The 22,722-nt window shown below is 40.1% G+C and carries 21 protein-coding genes; 10 read left to right on the top strand and 11 right to left on the bottom strand.

The window, feature by feature from the left end; all coding sequences use genetic code 11:
• The first annotated feature begins 89 nt into the window (after positions 1-89).
• Positions 90-488, top strand: coding sequence for a hypothetical protein (locus tag D9O48_RS14810; protein ID WP_126973762.1), 399 nt, complete (start codon positions 90-92; stop codon positions 486-488).
• A gap of 182 nt (positions 489-670) precedes the next feature.
• On the opposite strand, the gene proS is transcribed toward D9O48_RS14810, so the two are convergent.
• Entirely contained in the window at positions 671-2,149 is a 1,479-nt protein-coding gene (proS, locus tag D9O48_RS14805) for a proline--tRNA ligase (RefSeq protein WP_126973761.1), read from the bottom strand.
• Positions 2,150-2,375: 226 nt separating this feature from the next.
• On the opposite strand from proS, the gene D9O48_RS14800 reads away from it, so the two are divergent.
• Entirely contained in the window at positions 2,376-3,248 is an 873-nt protein-coding gene (locus D9O48_RS14800; protein WP_126973760.1) for a hypothetical protein, read from the top strand.
• A gap of 94 nt (positions 3,249-3,342) precedes the next feature.
• The gene (locus D9O48_RS14795; RefSeq protein WP_126973759.1) at positions 3,343-4,917 is read left to right on the top strand and encodes an OmpP1/FadL family transporter; all 1,575 of its coding nucleotides are present in this window, start codon (positions 3,343-3,345) and stop codon (positions 4,915-4,917) included.
• 70 nt (positions 4,918-4,987) lie between these two features.
• Here D9O48_RS14795 and miaA read toward each other — a convergent pair whose 3' ends face one another.
• The 5 genes from miaA to D9O48_RS14770 form a co-directional block, all read right to left on the bottom strand.
• Complete coding sequence (miaA, locus tag D9O48_RS14790; protein ID WP_126973758.1) at positions 4,988-5,881, bottom strand: tRNA (adenosine(37)-N6)-dimethylallyltransferase MiaA; 894 nt, start codon at positions 5,879-5,881, stop codon at positions 4,988-4,990.
• Between the two features lie 60 nt (positions 5,882-5,941).
• Complete coding sequence (locus D9O48_RS14785; RefSeq protein ID WP_126973757.1) at positions 5,942-6,496, bottom strand: IS1096 element passenger TnpR family protein; 555 nt, start codon at positions 6,494-6,496, stop codon at positions 5,942-5,944.
• Between the two features lie 62 nt (positions 6,497-6,558).
• Positions 6,559-8,004, bottom strand: a complete 1,446-nt coding sequence (locus D9O48_RS14780) for a CCA tRNA nucleotidyltransferase (protein WP_126973756.1) — start codon at positions 8,002-8,004, stop codon at positions 6,559-6,561.
• Positions 8,005-8,025: 21 nt separating this feature from the next.
• On the bottom strand, positions 8,026-9,051 hold the full coding sequence (locus D9O48_RS14775) for a glycosyltransferase family 9 protein (protein WP_233589253.1): 1,026 nt from the start codon (positions 9,049-9,051) through the stop codon (positions 8,026-8,028).
• Positions 9,052-9,061: 10 nt separating this feature from the next.
• On the bottom strand, positions 9,062-9,628 hold the full coding sequence (locus D9O48_RS14770) for an L-threonylcarbamoyladenylate synthase (protein WP_126973755.1): 567 nt from the start codon (positions 9,626-9,628) through the stop codon (positions 9,062-9,064).
• A 108-nt stretch (positions 9,629-9,736) separates the two neighbouring features.
• On the opposite strand from D9O48_RS14770, the gene D9O48_RS14765 reads away from it, so the two are divergent.
• The 5 genes from D9O48_RS14765 (at position 9,737) to D9O48_RS14745 (ending at position 14,020) form a co-directional block, all read left to right on the top strand.
• Positions 9,737-10,552: a 2,3,4,5-tetrahydropyridine-2,6-dicarboxylate N-succinyltransferase gene (locus D9O48_RS14765; RefSeq protein ID WP_126973754.1), complete on the top strand. Its 816-nt coding sequence runs from the start codon at positions 9,737-9,739 to the stop codon at positions 10,550-10,552.
• 109 nt (positions 10,553-10,661) lie between these two features.
• Positions 10,662-11,582: a DMT family transporter gene (locus D9O48_RS14760; RefSeq protein WP_126973753.1), complete on the top strand. Its 921-nt coding sequence runs from the start codon at positions 10,662-10,664 to the stop codon at positions 11,580-11,582.
• 16 nt (positions 11,583-11,598) lie between these two features.
• Positions 11,599-12,084, top strand: coding sequence for a DoxX family protein (locus tag D9O48_RS14755; RefSeq protein ID WP_126973752.1), 486 nt, complete (start codon positions 11,599-11,601; stop codon positions 12,082-12,084).
• A 56-nt stretch (positions 12,085-12,140) separates the two neighbouring features.
• Entirely contained in the window at positions 12,141-12,824 is a 684-nt protein-coding gene (locus D9O48_RS14750) for a hypothetical protein (protein WP_126973751.1), read from the top strand.
• A gap of 698 nt (positions 12,825-13,522) precedes the next feature.
• Positions 13,523-14,020 carry an SWIB/MDM2 domain-containing protein gene (locus D9O48_RS14745; protein WP_126973750.1) on the top strand — a complete coding sequence of 166 codons (498 nt, stop codon included), beginning with the start codon at positions 13,523-13,525 and terminating at the stop codon, positions 14,018-14,020.
• A gap of 99 nt (positions 14,021-14,119) precedes the next feature.
• Here the strand turns inward: D9O48_RS14745 and D9O48_RS14740 are convergent, their stop codons facing one another.
• The 3 genes from D9O48_RS14740 to D9O48_RS14730 form a co-directional block, all read right to left on the bottom strand.
• Positions 14,120-15,046 (bottom strand): bifunctional metallophosphatase/5'-nucleotidase, encoded by a 927-nt coding sequence (locus D9O48_RS14740; protein ID WP_126973749.1) that lies wholly within the window; start codon positions 15,044-15,046, stop codon positions 14,120-14,122.
• Complete coding sequence (locus D9O48_RS14735) at positions 15,033-15,791, bottom strand: 5'-nucleotidase C-terminal domain-containing protein (protein WP_126973748.1); 759 nt, start codon at positions 15,789-15,791, stop codon at positions 15,033-15,035. Before D9O48_RS14735 ends, D9O48_RS14740 begins: the two co-directional genes overlap by 14 nt.
• Positions 15,792-15,931: 140 nt before the next feature.
• Complete coding sequence (locus D9O48_RS14730; protein ID WP_199750592.1) at positions 15,932-16,672, bottom strand: ThuA domain-containing protein; 741 nt, start codon at positions 16,670-16,672, stop codon at positions 15,932-15,934.
• A 73-nt stretch (positions 16,673-16,745) separates the two neighbouring features.
• On the opposite strand from D9O48_RS14730, the gene D9O48_RS14725 reads away from it, so the two are divergent.
• Complete coding sequence (locus D9O48_RS14725) at positions 16,746-16,970, top strand: hypothetical protein (RefSeq protein ID WP_126973746.1); 225 nt, start codon at positions 16,746-16,748, stop codon at positions 16,968-16,970.
• 106 nt (positions 16,971-17,076) lie between these two features.
• Positions 17,077-18,975: a gamma-glutamyltransferase family protein gene (locus D9O48_RS14720; protein WP_126973745.1), complete on the top strand. Its 1,899-nt coding sequence runs from the start codon at positions 17,077-17,079 to the stop codon at positions 18,973-18,975.
• 171 nt (positions 18,976-19,146) lie between these two features.
• Here the strand turns inward: D9O48_RS14720 and D9O48_RS14715 are convergent, their stop codons facing one another.
• Entirely contained in the window at positions 19,147-19,578 is a 432-nt protein-coding gene (locus tag D9O48_RS14715) for a small multi-drug export protein (RefSeq protein WP_126973744.1), read from the bottom strand.
• A 334-nt stretch (positions 19,579-19,912) separates the two neighbouring features.
• Positions 19,913-22,666 carry a S8 family peptidase gene (locus D9O48_RS14710; RefSeq protein WP_126973743.1) on the bottom strand — a complete coding sequence of 918 codons (2,754 nt, stop codon included), beginning with the start codon at positions 22,664-22,666 and terminating at the stop codon, positions 19,913-19,915.
• Positions 22,667-22,722: the final 56 nt, after the last annotated feature.

Genomic DNA, 22,722 nt, shown 5'->3' with positions numbered 1-22,722 from the left:
GCATTCATTTGAGTTATCTTAGCAGGTACAGGAAGCTGCTCTTCAGGGCAGTTTCACAAAACCTATTGAATCTATTAAATCTTATCCGGATGAATGGAAGAGCCGTGAATGAACAGCAGGTGCTGAACTACATTATCTCAAAAGCTATTACATTACATAAAGAAGGTGAAAGAAATAAACTGTACGGAGCTGCCATTGATTATTTCGGACAGCTGCACCCGATCGGATTATTTCCCGACACCCTTACCAGTCCGCACTTACTCTTTACCGAAAGAATAGAATTTCACCTGCAACAATATTTAGAAAGCGCTCAATACATTCTGGGAGGTATTGGGGAGGATGTGGAAATATTTACAAAAGATAAAGCCGGTAACCTGGTAGCGCACGAAGGGTTTATGATCAAGCTGATCGACCGGCACGATATTGTGAGTAAGCGATATATTTTTAAAAGGACAAACAATAGTTACCGGTTGGAGGAGTTTATATAAATATCTTTCTGGGCGTGGAGAATAAACCATTCAGGAATGAAGAAATTAATACAATTACACTTGTAGCCTTTATCTGTATCATCTGCGGGAAAATTAACAGGTTACAAAAATTACCGAATACCCATAGAATTAACAAAAAAGCAGGTCGTTTGACCTGCTTTTGCAATGATATCTTAAAACGATTAATAAGCCTGTGCAAACAATACTCTTTGTTTACTTGGTTTACCGCTGAAAATACACTTTCCTTCTTCTTCCGTACTATCCAGAGGAATACAGCGTATAGTCGCTTTCGTTAATTCTTTTATTTTCTGTTCTGTTTCACCGGTACCGTCCCAGTGTGCACTTACAAAACCGGTTTTATTTTTCAGTACTTCCTGAAATTCTTCCCAGGTATCAACTTTGGTAATATGTTCATTACGGAATTGTAATGCTTTATCATAAATTGCCTGTTGAATATCCAGTAATAATTGGTTCACATGTTCAGTAATACCGTCGATGCTTACCACTGATTTTTCACCGGTATCTCTTCTGGCCAGTTCAACGGTTCCGTTTTCAATATCTCTTGCACCCATTGCAATACGAACCGGTACGCCTTTTAATTCGTATTCGGCGAACTTCCAGCCCGGTCGGTTATTATCATTATCATCAAATTTCACACGGATGCCTGCTGCTTTAAAAGCTTTTACCAGTTCTGCAGCTTTACCATCAATGACCGGTTTGCTTTCTTCTCCTTTATAAATCGGAACGATTACTACCTGTAACGGAGCGATTCTTGGCGGCATGATTAACCCCTTATCGTCAGAATGCGCCATTACCAGGGCACCGATCAACCGGGTACTTACGCCCCAACTGGTAGCCCATACATAATCGAGTTTATTTTCTTTATCGGAAAATTTAACATCAAATGCTTTGGCAAAATTTTGTCCGAGGAAGTGTGAAGTTCCGGCCTGCAAAGCTTTACCATCCTGCATCAACGCTTCAATACAATAAGTATCTTCTGCTCCGGCGAAACGTTCGTTTTCGGACTTCACTCCTTTCACGACCGGTAAAGCCATCCAGTTTTCTACAAAATCGGCATATACATCCAGCATTTGTCTGGTTTCAGCGATTGCTTCCTCTTTGGTAGCATGTGCAGTATGACCTTCCTGCCACAAAAATTCTGCAGTACGTAAAAACAGACGGGTACGCATTTCCCAACGCACCACGTTCGCCCACTGATTAATCAGAATCGGCAGGTCGCGGTAAGACTGAATCCAGTTTTTATAAGTATTCCAGATAATAGCTTCACTGGTAGGACGTACCACCAGCTCTTCTTCGAGCTTAGCTTCAGGATCTACCATTAAAGCACCTTTTTTATCAGGATCTGATTTTAAACGATAGTGGGTTACCACTGCACATTCTTTTGCAAAACCTTCAGCATTTTTCTCTTCGGCTTCAAACAAACTTTTGGGCACAAACAACGGAAAATAAGCATTTGTGTGACCGGTGTCTTTAAACATCTTGTCGAGGGCATCACGCATATTCTCCCACAGCGTAAAGCCGTAGGGTTTGATGACCATACATCCGCGAACAGCTGAATAATCTGCCAATCCGCCCTTAATCACCAAGTCATTGTACCATTGTGAATAATCTTCTGATCTACTGGTTATTGCTTTGCTCATGATTTTAAATATAAAGCTTTCTATATTAGAAAAATACCTAATAAGTGTATTTTCGGTGTCTTTTACAAAGATAAAGAACTGTTAATTTGATCTATAGAAGGTATTTTTCCATAGATTTAAATACATTTTTAACAGATTAAATTAGCTATAACCTCAATAAAATCGTAATTTTATAGGGAAAGCAGGTGCGAAAATACCTAAACTTTTCATACAAATTTTTCTGACCATGAAATTATCTATCTATACAACAGCTTTTATTCTGGCGGCTACGATTACGAGCTGTTCAGTATATCAGAATACTCAAATGCCTGATGACCTCTATTACACAAAAGGGGCTGATGCGGACGAGTATCTTGCATTCAATGACGCAGGTGGTTACAGTTCAGAAGATAACTACTTACGTATGAAAGTAAGAAACCGTAACCGTTGGTCTGCATTTGACGACTATAACGCATTCGGTAACTTCGGCGGCTATTATGGCGGCTGGGGCGGCATGGGTATGGGTATGCATCCCGGTTTCGGATTCAATAGCTTTGCCGGTATGGGCTGGTACAATCCGTGGATGTGGGGTTCCGGCTTACGTTTCGGAATGGGAATGGGCTGGAATAGTCCCTGGATGATGGATCCGTTCTACGGTGGTGGCTGGGGCGGCTGGGGGCACCCGGGCTTAGGTTATTTCGGTGGTTATCCGTATGGTTTCTATGGTGGTGGTTACCCGATCGGGTATATCCCTGGTAAAGGAACAGCCGTAGCCAATAAACCGGTACGTTCATTCAACGCAAATCAATACTCCAGAACAGGAGCTTATAATAACAGAAATGCTTTACAAAATACACGTAACAGCAATTCGTTCGGTTCTTCTGTAAGAAATGTGTTTTCAACCAATCCACATGCTAACAACAGCAGAGTGAACCCGAATTATATGGGAACCAGTTCTTCAAGACCTACCAGAAGTTATACCAACCCGAACTCAAACAGTTCGAACTTCCCTACCCGATCCAGTTCTAACTCATCTTCTATGGGTTCATCCAGATCAAGCGGTGGTGGTAGTGTTGGCGGAAGCTCTGGCGGAGGAATTTCGCGTCCTACCAGAAACTAATACATTTTAATTTTATCTCTTTAAAATAACAAAGTATGTCTTTCGGGCAATTATTTGCCCTGACATACTTTTTTTATAACATAGCCATATTAACATGAAAAGAATCATCTTAACAGGAATCTTAGGCTTTTGCAGTGTAGGCGTGTGGGCGCAGCTTCCGGAGGATGTGCTGAACATACACTGGTATCCGAAAGGTGGTACAGCCCGTTCTTTAGGATTTGGAAACGCGATGAATGCATTGGGTGGAGATATCAGTACGATCAATCACAACCCGGCAGGTTTGGGCTTTTATAAAACCAACGAACTCAGCATCACTCCGTCATTGAATTTTGCCAGTGGTAAAGCCGATTTCAGAGGTAGCAGCGCTACAGCTGATGCCAAAAATTCATTCAACTTCAGCACTATCGGTGTTGCTATTACCAACAATAACTATTACTCAAAATGGTCGTCTAAAGTATTCGGTTTCTCTGTAAGCCGTATTGCAGACTTCAACAGTCGTACTTTTTATCAGGGTAAAAACAACTACAGTTCTTTCAGTGAACCGCTGGCCAATGAGTTTTTCGACTTCTTTGTAGCTCAACGCGATCAGAATCCTAACCTGACCAATGAACAAATCATTGATAATGCACTTAACTCGAGAAACCTTTCGCTGAAAACAAGAATGGGTATCTATACCTACCTGCTCGATCTGGAAGACGATGGCAACACTACCACAGTCATTTCAAGAGCAGAACAGGCTGTAGACCTGATTCAATCGAATTATATCGAAACCAGTGGTGGTATTAATGAAATTTCACTGGGTTACGGATGGAATATGAACGACCGTATTTACTTCGGTGGTAGCATCGGAGCACCGATTTTAAATTATAACAGAAAAACTATTTACAGAGAACAAGACGAATTCGGAAGCGGTAATAATAGCTTTGATTATACAGAGTACACTGAAAACTTTAGTGTAAAGGGAATGGGTATTAATGCTAAGTTAGGTTTGATCATTAAACCTGCTACTAACCTGCGCATCGGTGCTACAGTTCATACACCGACTATTTACGGGTTAAAAGAACAATCCAGCTCTTATATGGTTACGAATATTGACCTCGATGAAAGTACCGGAAAAGACTTTACCGTGTCTTCTACCACTTTTACCGATGATGTAGTACCCACTTATAACTACGATTACAATACCCCGTGGAAATTCGGATTCGGAGCAGCCTATTTCATCTCTGAAAATCATGATGTTACCAAACAGAGAGGATTTATCACAGCCGATGTAGAATTTATCAACTATGCAAAAAGTAAATTCAAATCATTAGACCAATACGATAATAATTATTTTAACCAGGTAAACGGTGTAGTAAGGGATATTTACAGAAATGCGATGAATGTGAGAGTGGGTGGAGAGTTGAAGTTTACCGATTTCTTAGTACGTGCCGGTTACGGCTATTATTCAAACCCTAACAGGGATTCTGAATTAAAAGCAAATATTCAAAATATTTCAGGAGGTCTGGGATACAGAAAAAGCGGTATTTTCATCGATCTGGCTTACGTGCATTCAATCAGAACCAATGTAAACTTCCCGTATCTGTTAGACGCCCCACGGTTAAATACTTATGCTGATACAAAAAATACTTTGGGTAGTGTAGTAGCTACCGTAGGATTTAAGTTTTAAAAATTGAGAATGGAGTGTTGAGAATTGAGAATTGTAAACGAGGATACACTTTCAATTTTCAACTTTCCATTTATTTCAGTTTTTCCATTATCAGCTCCAGGTCATCCGGCTCAATCCAGTTCATTGCCGCATCTTTTCTAAACCAGGTCATTTGTCGTTTGGCATAGCGACGCGTATTGGTTTTCAATTTTTCAACAGCCCCTTCCAACGTATCATTTCCTTTAAAATATTCGAAGAATTCACGATAACCGACTGTTTGCAGGGCATTTAATTCCTGATAAGGGAGTAATGACTCTACTTCGTTTAATAACCCGGCCTGCATCATTAAATCGATTCGAAGGTGAATCCGTTGCTGTAAAACCGGCTTTGGTAAGGCTACACCAAACTTTATAATATCAAAAGGACGTTCTTTTTTCTGATTTTGCTGAAAAGCACGGATACTTTTTCCTGTTTGCAATACAATTTCCAATGCCCGCATCATCCGTTGCGGATTTTTCATTTCGCCTTCAGCTGCATATAAAGGGTCTTTTTCAGTCAATGTTTGTACCAGCCATTCAAACCCGTTTTCCTCTACCTGCTGCCTGATCGACGATCTTAATTCAGCAGCCACTTCAGGTAACAGGTCTATTCCATCACATAGTGCATTAATATATAAACCGGTTCCTCCTACCACTACGAGGTGATCATTTTGCTGAAAACAGTTTTCTGCTACAGTCAGACCATAATTTTCATAAACCCCGGCATTTACCGTATCATGAATGCTATGAGAGTTAATGAAATAATGATGCACTTCAGCTAATTCTTCGGGAGAAGGTTTTGCTACGCCGATATTCATTTCACGATAACATTGACGCGAATCAGCCGACAGTATTTCACAACCTAAGCTTTTCGCCAACCGGATAGCCAAAGCAGTTTTACCAACGGCAGTAGGCCCTGCTATAATAATGAGTTTTTTTGTTTTCATATAAACAAAACATCCGAATGAGGTTCATTCGGATGCCAATGATCTATAATATTATTGTCATTAAAATTCTTCTTCTCCCTCAGCAGCCATTCCATCAAATAAATCTTCATCTCCTTCCTCTCCAAACCCATCAGCACCTTCAGTTAAGTCATACTTTTCTTCTACTTCAGAAATAGCGTTTTTCTGACCGCTGCCTTTCGTACCGTATTGAGAAGGAGGAATACCTTCTGAACGAACAACCACAGGATAATCAAGCTTCTGAAAATCTTCTTTCTGAACACTGATCAATTCAACCAAAAATGACCAGCCTTTTACGAAATCATACTGATAGATAAATTTTTGATTCGGATCTTTAATTTCTGAACCGATTAATGTTTCATCCATCAACAAAGGAGGAGCCTGATAAGACTTATCATATTTTTCTAAAGAGATTTCTCTTCCTTTCTGCCAGTTATCGTTACTACGATAAAAGGTTGCCTGATGTTTATTGTCGAACTCGAAAGCTTTCAAAATGATTCTATGCAAGTCAACAAAGTTTTGATTGTGTTTGATCGCTACATCGCGATAAACACTATCATCTTCTTCAAAATAAACCCTGAATTTTAATACTGCCATAATATATCTCTGAATTGATGGATGGATTCAAAAATAATATAAAAAATTTTATAGCACAACTATCATTCCACTGGTGTAAGCCCCATTTTTGCAGCACATTCTACCATGTATTGATAAGCAGCATCGTAGTCGTTGGCAATTTGCCCGTCGAGAATAGCCTCTCTGATCATATTTTTCAAATCTCCTACCACTTTTCCCGGTGCCAATTGAAATATTTTCATGATCATTTCGCCGGTTATCGGTGGTTGCCAGTTTCGTATTTTGTCTTTTTCCTCTACCTCTTTCAGGCGTTCACGTACCAGATGAAAGTTGTCTAAGTATTTCTTTACCTTATACTTATTTTTCGATGTAATGTCTGCTTCACACAATAACATTAATGCCTCTATATCATCTCCGGCATCAAAAAGTAAGCGGCGGATAGCTGAATCTGTAATATTTTCTTTGGTTAATGAAATAGGACGTAAATGTAAGTTCACCAGTTTCTTTACAAAGCGCATTTTTTCGCTCATGGGCAATTTCAGCTTACTGAAAATTTTAGGAACCATCTTGGCTCCTACCACTTCGTGGCCGTGGAACGTCCAGCCATGTCCCTGTTCAAACTTTTTGGTAGCAGGTTTACCAATATCATGCAATAAAGCAGCCCATCTCAACCAAAGGTCATCGGTATGCTCTGCAATATTGTCGATCACTTGCAGCGTATGGTAAAAATTATCTTTATGTCCTTTACCGTCAATATATTCCGCACCCAGCAGGTCGATCATTGCCGGAAAAATTTTTTCAAGTAAACCTGATTTCAGCAAAAGATCAAATCCGATAGATGGTTTTTCACTGGCCAGAATTTTATTCAATTCCACCGTAATTCGCTCCTGAGAAATAATTTCAATTCTGTGAGCCATTTGCCGGATACCTTCGAAAGTAGCCGGTTCTATTTCAAATTGAAGTTGAGACGCAAAACGGATAGCGCGCATCATACGTAAAGGGTCATCACTGAATGTTGTACCGGGCGCAAGTGGCGTACGGATAATTTTACGCTCCAGATCAGCCAGTCCTTCAAAAGGGTCAATCAGCTTTCCGTAGTCGTGTGCATTCAGACTTATCGCCAGTGCATTAATGGTAAAATCGCGTCGTAACTGGTCATCTTCCAATGTACCGGGGCTTACTGAAGGGTTTCTGGATTGTTCGCGGTAAGATTCTTTTCTGGCTCCGACGAATTCGATTTCCCAGTCTTCGTCACCTTCTTCTGAAAAGAAATTTTTCAGTCGTATCTGTGCTGTTCCGAAATTTTTGTAAACCGCTACAAAAGGACGGGGTTGAAAAAGATCGGCTACTTTATTCGCCAGCTCAATTCCATCACCCACACATACAATATCGGCATCTTTGGTAGCCCGGTTTAATATCTTGTCTCTCACAAAGCCGCCAATCACAAAAGAAGGGCAACCAATTTCACCGGCTGCTCTTGCAATCTTTTTAAACACAAACAACTCTTTCTCCGAACATTGTATATCCATGCAATAAAGGTAATTCAAATATTATTTTATCTTTTCACCAATCGGCTTCAGTAAATCACTGACAGCAATTGTATAAGCACATTTAAAATGATTTTCAGGGCATTTTGCATGTCCGTGTAATCCACAGGGGCGGCAATGTAATGCTACTTTTGTTTCTACAACGGTTGATTGGTCAGACAATGGTCCGAACCCGAAACCGGGTAAAGTGCTGCAATAAACAGCTGTTACAGGCGCATTTACAGAAGAAGCGAAATGCATCGGGGCTGAATCGTTTACATAATTCATCACCGCTGTTTTCATCAATGCTGCCGACTGAAGAAAACTCAGTTGCCCGCACAGAGTCACGATTTCATTACGTTGAGTCAGGGCAATGATTTTTTCAGCCAATGTTTTATCTGCAGGCCCTCCCAGTAAATAAATTCGGTATTGAGCAGGGATCTGCTGAATCAGTTCAACCCACTTTTCAACCGGAAACATTTTGGTAAACCAGATAGAAGCGGGTGAAATAGTTATATAAGGTATTATTTGGTAATGCCGGATTTTTTCCGTATCTTCTATAGAAGGGTATAACCTTGGTTTTAAGGCTTTGAGCGGCGCTGAAGGATCAGGCTGCAAAGGCTTAATCAATGCAAGATTGCGATCTACTTCATGCAAAGTTTCCCCATTTTGCTGCTGTACTACATGTTGAATCCGATGTGTAAAAAATCTGCTGAAAGGATTTTTATTAAATCCGATAGTGGTTGCCGAACCGGACAAAGCCGTCAGTAAACCCGTTGCGGCAAATCTTTGTACATTTACCACTAAATCATAACGATTTGCACGGATAATTTTCAGCAGGCGATATAAATCACCATACTTTCCGTTTTTCTTATCCCAAATCAGTACATTTCCGACAAACGGATGATTCTTCAGCAATCCTTCATTCCCTTTTCTCAATAAAAAATCAATATCTGCCCCGGGGTACCATTGGTGCAATTGTTCCACCATGCCCGTTGCTAACACCACATCGCCTATAAAAGCCGTTTGTATTACCAGAATTCTTTTCAAACCTCGAATTTTAGGGTCTTAAAACAATTACTCCTTCTTGCGACCACTTTACAACAGCTGAAGGAGTAGCCGGTGTTAAATCGGCTTGTCTGTATTCAACAATATAATCAACGCCAGATTTTATCTCCTGCCCTACTTCATTAAAATTAGCCGGTGAAGGTTCACCACTAACATTTGCCGAAGTAGAAACAATCGGTTTCCGGAACCTTTTTATCAGATGTTTTAAAAAAGGTTCTTCTACTACTCTGATGCCAACAGAACCGTCTTCGGCTAATAAATTATCGGCGAGCCCGATAGCGCCGTCATAAATAACGGTAGTAGGTTTCTGAACAGACTCGAGATAATCAAAAATGGCCAGGTCAACACTTGCCACATACCGGAGCAAATCGCGTGCGTCAGCTACCAGCACAATCATTGCTTTTTCATTGGCTCTTTGTTTCAGTTGATAGATTTTTTCAACTGCTACAGGATTGGTGGCGTCACAGCCGATTCCCCAGATGGTATCGGTTGGATACAAAATCAATCCGCCATTGTGCAAAGTAGCTAAAGCAGCTTCCACATCTTGTTGAAATTCCATGACGCAAAGGTACATCGAAAAAAGCGCATTTAAAATTTGCAGGTATTTGCAGTGAGGGATGATTCATTTTTGAAATTTAGGCGTTAAGTTTGTAAAAAATAGAAGAATATGTCGACTTTACAGAGTTCCATTCAACAAATATGGGAAAACAGAGAATTATTAAAAGAGCAATCTTTTGCTGATGATGTGAGAGCGGTAATTGAAGAAGTGGATAAAGGGCGATTGAGAGTGGCCTCTCCTACAGAGAACGGTTGGGTTGTTAACGAATGGGTTAAACAAGCTATATTATTATATTTTGGTATTCAGGGAATGCAAACCTGGACGACTGGTCCGTTTGAGTTCTATGACAAAATGTTATTGAAAGACAACTATAAAGACTTGGGGGTTAGGGCAGTTCCTCCGGCAACAGCAAGATATGGTGCATTCGTAGGCAAAAATGTGGTATTAATGCCTTCATACGTAAATATCGGTGCTTTTGTTGACGAAGGTTCAATGGTAGATACCTGGGCAACTGTCGGTAGCTGTGCGCAGATTGGAAAAAACGTACACCTGAGTGGTGGTGTGGGTATTGGAGGTGTATTAGAACCGTTACAGGCTGCTCCGGTAATTATTGAAGACGGTTGTTTTATCGGAAGCCGTTGTATTGTAGTAGAAGGCGTTATCGTTGAAAAAGAAGCGGTTTTAGGCGCAAACGTAGTATTGACACAAAGCACTAAAATCATTGACGTGAGTGGTACAGAGCCGGTAGAGTATAAAGGTAGAATTCCGGCAAGAAGTGTAGTAATTCCGGGATCTTACACTAAAAAATTTCCTGCAGGAGAATATCAGGTGTCATGTGCGCTGATCATTGGTCAGAGAAAACCTAGTACTGATCTGAAAACAAGCCTGAATGATGCTTTACGCGACTTTAATGTAAGCGTTTAATAATAACAGTTGCTTACTGTTCGGAGCAGCTATCATTATCCCCTTATTCTTCAGTTTAAAATTGAACAATAAGGGGATTTTATTTTACTTTTGGGACAGTCTTTTTATTATGACTCAACTCCCTATTAACGCCAGAAAGGAATTTATTGCAGGCATTTTTATCACCCTGACCGGTGCAATATTGTTCTCTACCAAAGCTATTATTGTTAAACTGACATTCAGAGACACATCTACGGATGCGCTCAGCCTGCTAACGCTGCGAATGTTATTTGCCAGCCCTTTTTACTTCATTGCCGCCTGGTGGATTTCCAGGAAGTCGCCACCGTTGAAAATGAACCGTCGTCAATATGCTCTTTTATTCTTTTATGGTATATGTGGCTATTACCTGAGTAGTTTATTTGATTTTTTAGGTTTACAGTATATTTCTGCAGGACTGGAGCGTTTGATTCTGTTTCTGTATCCAAGTTTTGCCGTATTACTAAATGCAACTCTCTTCAAACAAAAGGTTCTGGCACATCAACGCTGGGCTTTGGTACTAACTTATTTCGGAATCGGACTGGCTTTTTTTGGTGAAGTTTATATAGATGCAGGCAATCCATATTTTTATCTGGGCAGTTTATTGGTATTTCTGTGTGCGGTTACCTATGCGTTTTATCTGGTGGGAAACGGGCGGATGATACCAATAATGGGCGCGGGAAGGTTTACTGCTTATTCGATTTTAATTGCTACCGGAGGAATATTTCTTCATTATCTTATCAGGGGCGACTACAGTTTATTGCAGGCACCGGCTATTACATGGAAATATGGATTAATTTTAGCCGTAATAGGCACTGTCATCCCAACATTCCTGATTTCACTGGGAATGAAAAAAATCGGTAGTAATAATGCCGCTATTGTGAGTAGTATCGGCCCCGTAAGCACAATACTACAAGCACATTATGTATTAGGTGAACCGATTTTTGCCGAACAGCTCATCGGTACGGCTTTGGTGGTAGCCGGTGTGCTGGTATTAGGATGGAAAATGAAATAATCAATAAATATAACCTATGGCTTTACTCATTACCCAGTTAAGTGTATTTCTACTGTTCCTGCTCGTATTGAAAGTAAAGTATCACGGGTGGTATTACTACAGAGCTGCGAGTGTAGCGATGGGGGCAATGCTGGTGATGGCCGCCGCCGGCCATTTTATGTACGCAGAAGGAATGCAACTGATGCTTCCGGCATGGGTACCTTTCAAAAAACCAATCGTACTTTTAACCGGTATTTATGAACTGATGCTGGCTTATAGTTTCTTTTTACCCCACAGAAGAAAAATTGCCGCAAGAATCTGTATGGTGTATTTAGCACTCACCCTGCCGGTAAATATATATGCATCTATATATTATGTAAATTATGTACAGGCCGACTATAGTGGTGACGGACCGGTTTACCTGTGGTTTAGAATACCCCTTCAGTTATTCTGGATTGCCTGGTGTTATTTTATATACAGATGGAATCCTTTACCATTAAAAAAGATAGAAAACGGGCAATAAAATACTTCACTTTCTCTTTTATATATTTTCACTTTAATTAACCTTAAACCATTCTAATGATCAGAAAAGCCATTATTGGACTGACCCTTTTAATACTCATTTTTACAGAAAAGGCTTATAGCCAAAACTTTGACATAGGTATTACATTCGCCGGTACTAAGTATTATATGCCATCAGATGATTTCATTGACATGCACCCGATGTATACCAGAACCGCTAAAAACCCGCTCAATTTTCAGGGGGGCGTTTATGGCCGGTATTATCTGAATGAAAAGATATCGGTTGCTCAGGAAATTGCTTATGGGTCACATATCATTAAGTGGGAACTGAAGAGAAACAATGTTGAATACGGCAATGCCAGATATTATATCAGACAATTATTACTTCCGACTTTTGTTACCTATCATACATCCAGATTCAACTTTTCTGCAGGGCATCAACTGGCCCTTACCATCAACCAGACCCCTACTTTAAGAAAAAGTCTTTTTGTTGGTCAAATGGGCGATAATAGCGGTACTATGATCAAAAAAGCTTTCTCAGAGGCACTGGTGGAAGCAGAGATAATCTGTTCCGAAAAAGTAAGCTTTTATGTAAGAAGTAATATCAGCTTAGGAAAAATTACCCGGGCCGGTTTTAACGGTGTGGTCTATGAAAGTAATCATAATAGCACCGGTAGATACGGCATTAATTTAGGGCTAAAGGCAACCCTGGCCAAAGTAAGACATTACAAGTTTGACTAAGGCGCAGCTAACAGAAGATCAGCTCTGAATACATTGACCTGTTCACTCTTATTGAGCCAGGACAGGTCTTTTTTAGCAGCAAAAGAAAGAAGTTATAATATATATCCCTCTATCGTACCACTCTTACACATGTTAGATAATCTATCCACATCAATTACCCTGTCATTACTTTAAACGAATTCACTATCAGTACTGCATTCTCACTATTACAGTTCCACCACCCTTATAGATAAAACTCATTACCGGCCTGTTTGGTTACAATAAAAAAGGTACTTAAGAAGTATATTTCATGACAAGAAACAGTAACAATCATCATGAATATCTCTTACGGATAACCTCAATAAAGAAAATTGGTCCGAAAAATGATAAAGAATAAAGAATTTATAAACAACTAAACGTTCATCATCATAAGTTTTTGTACGATATACTAAAACGTTTTAGCAATTATATCAAAACAATTAAAACATTGATATTGAACACTAAGTAAAAGCATTAAAGAAAGCACAACTTTTCCTTAGGGAATCCATTGGGAAAGAAAATGAAAAAAATGTGAAAGAAATGTGTATTAAATCATTGAAATATGAAATTTCTTTTTGTAGCTTTATTTGTCAAATGAACTAACTATATTTACATCGTTCATTGATATATTTAATTATAATTTTGTAGATACTATTTCTAACCAATTAAATTCTTCAATTATGGCAAAAGCAGCTAAGAAAGCAGCGCCAAAAAAAGCAGCTAAAAAAGCGGCGCCTAAAAAGGCAGCTCCAAAGAAAGCAGCAAAAAAAGCAGCTCCTAAGAAAGCGGCTAAAAAAGCAGCAGCTCCTAAAAAAGCAGTAAAAAAAGCAGCTCCTAAGAAAGCAGCTAAAAAAGCAGCAGCTCCTAAGAAAGCTGTGAAAAAAGCGGCTCCTAAAAAAGCAGCTAAACCTGCTAAAAAGAAAAGTGCCAGAAAGCCTAATGCAGCTTTCATGGCTCCTCTTACTCCAAGTGCTGAATTAGCAGAAGTAATAGGTTCTAAAGCATTACCAAGAACAGAGATCGTTAAGAAAATCTGGGATTATATTAAGAAAAACGGTTTACAAGACAAGAAAAACAAGCGTATGATCAATGCTGATGCTAAATTAAAAGGCATCTTCGGTAAAGATCAGATCTCTATGTTTGACTTAGCAAAAATCGTTAGCAAACACGTAAGTTAATTAACGACTTTATAAATAAGAAGCCCCTCAACAATGTTGAGGGGCTTCTTATTTATATCAAGAGTGTCATTTATTCCTTTACCAGGGTTTATCTCCTTATTACCCGATAGTAATCACACGGCTTTCTTTTCTTTGCTTTTTACCTTTTGCTTTATTAAATACGTAATCAAGCCTGCCGAGGTTAATACCGGCAAATCCTACCTGGTTCACTGTAGTAATACCACCGCCTGCATTCTTAATGTTTTCAGGCTGATTGAGGAAAGTATGGGTATGCCCACCGATGATCAGGTCAATATCCCGGGTCATAGCAGCCAGTGCGACGTCACTGATTTTATTATTATTGTACTTATAGCCCAGGTGTGACAGACAGATCACCATATCGCATTTCTGGTCGTGTTTCAGAAAACGGGTCCATTTGTTCGCCGTTTCCACCGGATCAAGATAACGGGCATTTAAATAGCATTTACGGTCTACTAATCCTTCGAGCTCAATCCCCAATCCGAATACACCGATCTTAATACCACCTTTCTTAAAAATCTTATAGTCGATTGTTTTACCGTTCAGGATAGTATCGGAGAAGTCGTAGTTCGACGTAATGAAAGGAAACTGTGCGTGAGGCAGTTGTTTGTCAAAGCCATCCAGTCCATTATCAAAATCATGGTTACCCATGGTTGCGGCATCGTAAGCCATTCTGGTCATTAGCTTAAACTCCAGTTCGCCTCCGAACAGGTTAAAATAAGGTGTTCCCTGAAAGATATCACCTGCATCAAACAACAGAACATTCGGTTCTTCGTTACGGATTTTCTCAATTACCGAGGCTCTGCGCGCTACGCCACCCAATCCCTGGTTACGGCCACCATCCATCGGAAAAGGATCTATCCTGCTGTGTACATCATTGGTATGCAAAATGGTTAAATGTACCAGGTCGCCGCTTGCAAAGGCTTCCAGAGGAAGTGTTCCCATTGCTATTAAAGCAGCACTTGTACCTGATAATTTAAGGAAACTGCGGCGGCTATTTTCTTGCATCTTTTATTCGATTATCAATGTGAACATTTATTTTTTCTCCTTTTGCGGTTTTAGCTTTTACATAATTGATTAAGCCGTCGCGCATCAGTAAATTATACTTTTCAAATTTCACCGGATTTCTGAAATACTCAACACCATCCCCCCCATCTGCCAGATAATCGTAAGTGACAATTGTATAGTTTTTAGACGGATCAAAAGGTTTTCCCTGTACCATCACATCTTCACAAGTGGTATTGGTAAGGGTCAGCGTCATACCAGCTACCGGTTGTCCTCCTGCCCGAACGATATGATCGAGCATTTTCAGGAACTGGCTGCCGGTAATCGTCAATACTACTACATAGTTTTCAAAAGGCATTACTTCAAACATGTTTGAAACAGTCATCGGCCCTTTGGGTACATCTGCGCGGATGCCGCCTTTCGTTGCAAATGAAATTTGTACGGCAGGATCGAGCTCCTGGCCGATCGACAACAATGCATCTGAAAAAAAGTTACCCATCGTGGTTTCGTGCGCAGTATACTGACGCGTTAAATCAGTCACAGTTTCACCGATTACCACATTCATTTCTTTATCTAACCGGGCTTTATAGGGTGCCAGGTAATTTACGATAGCAGTGTCAGAACCAAGCTGGTCATTGATTTGAATAAGCCGGGGGGCAGGAGCTCCTGCCGGAGAATAATAAGTTTTACAACCTGCGATCAACAAAATGCTGAACAATAAAGCTCCCCATCTGATTTTTTGAAACATGCTTTATGAGAATTAAATAAAACAATAAAACAAAGTTACCTGATTCCTTCAATTCTTTTGATGGTATGGCATTAACCGGGTCGAATAAGCCTTATTCAGCCATTTCCTTAACCTTTACCCTGAATACCATCTATTTACTCCTATTCTCTTTTACCGGCCCAGAGAATGCCGTTTAAAAGGTGCCTGAGGAATACGGTATCCCGGGTATAAGAAGCTTCAGTATGTCCGAGCCCTGTATAAAAACTTCTTCCTCCTTCAAATTCATGAAACCAGGCAATCGGATGAACGGCTGTGTCCATTTTACTTCCCTGATAAGACTGCTGATTTAAATATAATAACGGCTGAACAGCTGAACTGATCCATTTGAAATCATACCACTCATCTGTACGGGTTAATGTATCAGGTAAAAAATCAATTGCGGGGTGAGCTACTTTGGCTTTTACTAACTGTGCCGGTTGAACATCCGGGTGAGATACAAAATAACCTCCCACCAGATTGCCATACCATTCCCAGTCAAACTCTGTATCTGAAGCCGCATGCACACCAACAAAACCTCCCCCATTACGAATGTATTGCTGAAAAGCTACCTGCTGTACACTATCCAGCACATCTCCCGTCGTGTTCAGAAAAACAATTACCTGATATTCATTCAGTGAATCTGTTTGAAAAAAGCTTGCATCAGAAGTTGTATCAACTGCAAAATCATTATCAAATCCCATATCTATCAGTGCATTAACAGCCACGGGAATAGATTGGTGTTTAAACCCGGCCGTTTTCGTAAATACCAACACTTCCATCGGATATACCGGATCGGGTGTAGCAGAAGAATTACAAGCGATTAAGCTGATAGAGACAGTCCATATTACAAGAAGAAATCGCATAACCGGCATTTATTTGAAGAATTGTATATAATTTGCTAACGAAAGTATAAATAAAATCGCCTCCGGCAAATTTATGGATATATATCAGGTTTATATTAACGATTTAGAAGAGTGGGAAATGTTAAAAGACGAGTATCAGCTGAGTTTGTTTTTTCAGAAAGCCCAGTCGGTATTAGTTGGCGGCGGTGTGGTTCGCATTGTAAGAAAACAGTTCAATAACAGTGAAGTTGTACTGGAAGATATTGACCAATTGGAAGTTTTGCTTAAATTGAAAGAGAAAATGTGGAGATTTTTATAAATGAACAGTGAGGAAGGAAGTTAGCCGGCATTGTTTATTTTATTCCGGCTTTTCATCAACCTGTAAATCCGGAATACTTAGAACCTCTAAAACCAAAGCGCTGCATATGTATAAAGTTCTATCCTCCTTAACGATCCTATGTTTAGGATTTGTTGTTAACGTCAACGCTCAATCTACCCAGAAACCACCTTTACATGGTAAACATTGGATGGCTATTACCGGAAAACCTTTGGCCGCTACTGCCGGTGCCATGACCTTTCAGAAAGGGGGCAATGCCGTAGATGCTGCCTGCGCCATGTTAGCAGCTACCTGTACTGTTTGGGATGTATTGGGTTGGGGCGGAGAAACCCAGGCTTTAATTTATCACCCGAAACTTAAAAAGGTAATTGGTATTAACGCCCTGGGCGTAGCGCCTACAGGTGCTACAGCGGCTTACTACAAAAGCCTGGGCTATGAATTTCCACCTGAATACGGGCCATTGGCTGCAGTTACACCCGGTACTCCGGGCGGATTATTGCATATGCTGGCCGAGTACGGAACCCTTTCACTCGAAGAAGTATTAAAACCAGCGATGGAACTGGCAGCAGGTTATCCGATTGACGCACAAACCGCCAACATGATTGAAAGAGGCAAAGACCGTATCAAACAATGGCCTTATAGTAAAAAAGTTTTCTTACCCCACTTAGGAGAAGAACGCGAAGCGCCACAACCCGGTGAAATTTTTGTGCAGGCAGATCTGTTAAAAATGCTGCAGAAATTAGTAGATGCAGAAAGAGCTGCTTTAAAGAAAAAGAAATCAAGAAAAGAAGCTATCTATGCTGCTTATGATCGTTTTTATAAAGGTGATATAGCCGAAGAAATTGTAAGAGGCGTTAAAGAACAGGGCGGTTTATTCACCAAAGAAGACCTTGCCAACTGGAAAGTAATTGAAGAAACCCCTCTAAGTGTTAATTATAAAGGAATTGATGTTTATAAATTACAGCAATGGACACAGGGGCCGATGATGTTGCAGGCTTTGAATATTCTGGAAAATTTCGACTTAAAAAAATTAGGTTACAACTCAGCTAACTACATTCACCTGATTTACCAGACGCTGAACCTGACACACGCCGACAGGGATTTTTATTACGGTGATCCATATTTCGCTCCGGCAGAGCCAATGAAAGGTTTATTGAGCAAAGAATATGCAAAGCAACGGGCGAAAGAGATTGACTGGACTAAAAACAATCCGAAAACCGGCCCCGGGGATCCTTATCCGTTTCAGGGAGAAACCAATCCGTACTTACAATACTTAGAAAAAAGAGGTTATACCCCTGCGGCTGCAGGAACCTCTTTTCAAATAACAGATGCACAGTCACTCTCATTTCAGCAATTGCCGGTAGATGCCGCTTACGAAGACCGGTTGTGGCGTGGTACCACCTCTGTTGAGGCTGCTGATGCTGAAGGCTGGGTAGTTTCGATTACACCAAGCGGCGGATGGATTCCTGCGTGCATCGCCGGAGAAACCGGTGTAGGCTTAAGTCAGCGTTTGCAAAGTTTTGTACTCGACAGTTCTTACAATCCTTTTAACGTAATAGAACCGGGCAAAAGACCCAGAGTAACACTTACACCGAGCATGGCGCTGAAAGACAATGAGCCTTATTTATCATTTGCCGTACAAGGCGGTGATGTGCAGGATCAGAACCTCTTACAATTCTTTTTAAATGTAGTAGACTTTGAAATGACTCCGCAAGAAGCAGCCGAAGCGGCTAATATTAACAGTAATCAATTATGGTTATCGTTAGGAGGTACAAAATCAGCCGATCGCGCACCGCGTGCCGGCTCAATTGTTATACATTCACAAACACCTTCGTGGGTGAAAAAAGATTTACAGAAGATGGGTTACCGCATTACTACGAATGACAGAACTTCCGGCCCTATCAATGCAATATTGTTCGACAAAAAACACAAAACCATGTGGGGAGCCAGTTCGAACCACGGAGAAGATTACGGAATAGCGTGGTAAAAGAAGAATGAAGAATTAAGAATGATGAATTGAGATTGAAATACAACTTATTAAAATGTCCTTTATCGCTGATTAATCAGACAATAAAGGACATTTTTTAATTATAAGCTTGAAACTTAAGAATTTCCGGCTTAATAAGCACAACACTTCTAATTCTTAATTATTAATTATTTAAAGCAGTTGTGTACCAAAATGACCAATCGAAGTAAAAACTGCGCATCTTAAAATTACGCCGATAGAACTCCAGAAAACCAGCTTATGAATATTGGCGTTAAAGCCAACACCTACAGCAATACTGATAGGTGCGCCTACGGTAAAGGTTCCGATTAATCCTAAACCGATCATTCCGTATTTCTCCCAAAGCTTATTCGCCCAGTTGGATGTTTTTTTCGGCTTAGGTTCTTTACCTTTTCTGATTAAATTCCGCAGCATATCCCCCAGATAGGCGGTCACAAAAACGCCGGTCAGGCCACCAATTACACAAATAGTAAAAATCCACCACGGGCTAAAACCGAAAGCAAAACCGGTTGGAATAGCTACATATATCTCAAAGGTTGCTAACGCTCCTACTAATAAAATCTTACCGATCAATGTTTCTTCCATAATCTTTCAAAGCGCAAATATAATCTCAGCCGAAGAATAATAGTGCCGGAGCCTTATTAAAGTTTCTTTAATACCTGAATTGGCATCATTTTTTAAGTTATCTACAAAAACAACAGATATGAATAATTTTCTAAGAAGCTTATTAGCCGGCTATGGAGCCTATAAATGGGGTGGCGGATGTGTGGGTACTATTTTAGTGTTTTTGTTGATTTATTGGGCTTTAGGATATTGTTAATTACTACCGGATAATTATGCTTTATATTCCATCAACTTTTGTAAAGTTATCTACAAACATTTCGCCCTCTCCATCATCAACCGTGCTGGAAGGGGCTTTTTATTGTATTATTATTTTTTTAACAGTAGTAAGTTTCGTTTCATATACCATTGTTAAAAAATAAACACCGGGTAAAAGCCGCTCGGTAGCAATGACGGTATTCGTATCATTTACCTGAATCTCTTTGATCAACCGGCCATCATTACTGTATAAAAACAGCCTCATTTTTTGTGGTTCTTTTACCACCACTTCTATTCTCTGGCCTGCCCGTGCGGGATTTGGATATACCCATACATCTTTGTCGCTCATATTTACCACAGATTGCTGGGGCAGATAAACAACTCTTCCGTTTTTAAGGATAATTTTCGCCCTGTATACATTTGAACCATAAGTTAACTGCTGATCAGAATAAGTATGATCACCTATAGTAATCTGATTCATCTGATGGATAGAAACCCACTCGCGGTTAATGATTTTTTCAAATTCTACCTGATCTACATAATGTAATGCCCAGGTTTGAAAATTCAACAATACATTTTCATTCATTTTATCTACCAGCAGGGTTCCCTGAAAACAAAGATCTTCGTTACTTTTTACCGTAATAGCCTGGGTGGGAGACAACCACTGTTCATTCAAACGCACACCGGCACGCCACCAGTAATCGCCGTCGATATTTTGTGTAAGAAGTGGTTCCGCTGATGATCCTACTGTCTTCCATTGAGCTGATGGTTGATCAAACTGTTGTAAATGATACGTCAACGGGCTATTGATTGTTGTAAATATTTTAAACAGACCTTCTCCGTCACATAAATATTGTTGCCGCAAATTTACTTTCGGCATTACCCAGAAACTATCCGAATAATATACCGTCTGATCCGTTTCAAGTTTTAACACATAACGTGCAGCCTCTGTAAAATTGCTGAACATTGCAATGGGGCGTTCTGTACGAACCGAGTCTATTTCAATCCATTCACCTTCGGCTGTCATTACGTTTTTGTAAAACAGTTTTCCTTTTTGTATAAGATCTGTACTCCAACGTATATATTGATTCAGTCCTTCCTGTATAATATCGTCTTTGACAGGATGTATAAACTCAAAACGGTTTACCGGTAATAATTGATAAGCGATAGCATAAGGCTGCTTTTCTATCAATTTTGAACCATCAACTATTAACTGATAAGTACCTCCATTCAATGTATCGGTAATCAACTCTACCACATTGAGTTCATCTTTTTTCCGCTGAGCAACTGCATTCAGTGAATCTATATTTGCAGCGGTTGATAATACCCATGGATACACCTGGTTGCCGTTTTTCTGTAAATAAAAATCCAGGTCATTGACCAATGCTGTTGCGGCATTTACAGGCGCAGCAATATCGTTCCACACCAATGCAATCCGTACGGTGTATTCACCTGCGGGAACTGTAATGTTATGTGCAGCAGTTGCTCCGGGCACCACGTTACCAATAATATAATTTTCATTTTTTGACAATTGCAGCGCTCTATCAGCATTCATTAGTCCATAGCCGGTTTTAAAATCGATTCCTGCTGTATAAACATCATCAGCTGATGCAATCAATATAGCCTTTGCGAGATCATTTCTATGTAAATCAGGTGGCAAAGTTGCGTACAATCCGGTTGTGATACCTGCTGCTACAGCAGCTGAAGATGAAGTGCCGTTATCAGCAATGGTAACCAGTTCAGGTTTTACTCTTCCGTCAAAAGTTGGTCCGGCTGAAGCATAATTTACTACATCGTAATGAAAGGCAAGACCACCTACCAGTAAATTATTTTTAGCCTGTTTAAACGCACCGGTTAAATTACTGAAACCAGGTATATTTTTATAAGTTCCGTCGTGAGGGCTCAATACACCACTATTACCTGATGAAAAAATGAATAAGGTATGGTGATTCTTAATATACTCATCATATGCCTGTGCTTCGATACTGTAGAACCACTCTAAATCTGAACCGTAGCTGTTCAGTTGCAAGGGTGACGGGTGTAATGCATTCATCAACGGAAAAAAAGAATTCATAGGTTCGAGTATAAACTTTGCTCCCGGCACTGCACCCAGTGCATTGAAACCGGTATTTCCGCTGCCGGCAACCAGAATTGCCATTTGTGAAGCATGTTCCGTTACTGTTACCGGCTGATTACCGTGTAATACCAATTGCCCCTGAAGGTCAATTTCGTCAGCTCCGACCATACCCTCGCGCAAAGAAACCAACGGCACTTCCGCTAAGCTGAATTGTTTTCTGAAATTCGTAATTCCATGAATACTTAAATCAGCCCAGCCATTGTATCCTTCTACTTCGATCGGTTTTACTCCATCGATGTAAACGATATTCGGATTTTCGACCAAAGCTTTTAAGCTTTTATAAGCGGTAATTTTAGCTACTTTTTTTGCCGGATAAACCCATTCAAAATCCGCTTCATCAAAAACAGCAGATTCCTGAGCGGCATCACTCAACAGTTGAATAATACCCGTAAAAGGTTGTTCTTTCAGTTCTTCCCAACGGTGCCATAATGCAGGCGATAATTTAAATGTATTGGAAGCCGTGTAAACAGTACCGGTAAAATTTGTTAACCTGTGGAGGTCATTTTGAGCGATAATTGCGCCATTGGTACCAAAACTCCTGATCACTTTTCCACGCAGGGAGGCAGGGATATCCTCTACCAGAACAGCCACAAAAGGGGCATCTTTCCGGTAAACTGACAAATCTTCTTTCCCCCATTTACGCTGGGCATTTGCAAAAAGAACATTTATCAGCAGCAAAAAAATGAGGTAAAAACCACGTTTATATTGATGTTTCATACAAATTCAAGTATAAGGATAACTGTTAGACAATATAAAGAATATTCACCACTCTA

It is taken from the genome of Gynurincola endophyticus, from assembly GCF_003991195.1.
GTDB classification, from domain to species: Bacteria; Bacteroidota; Bacteroidia; order Chitinophagales; family Chitinophagaceae; genus Gynurincola; species Gynurincola endophyticus.
Note: the sequence above shows the minus strand (reverse complement) of the source record. Positions and strands in the feature narration are given on the sequence as shown.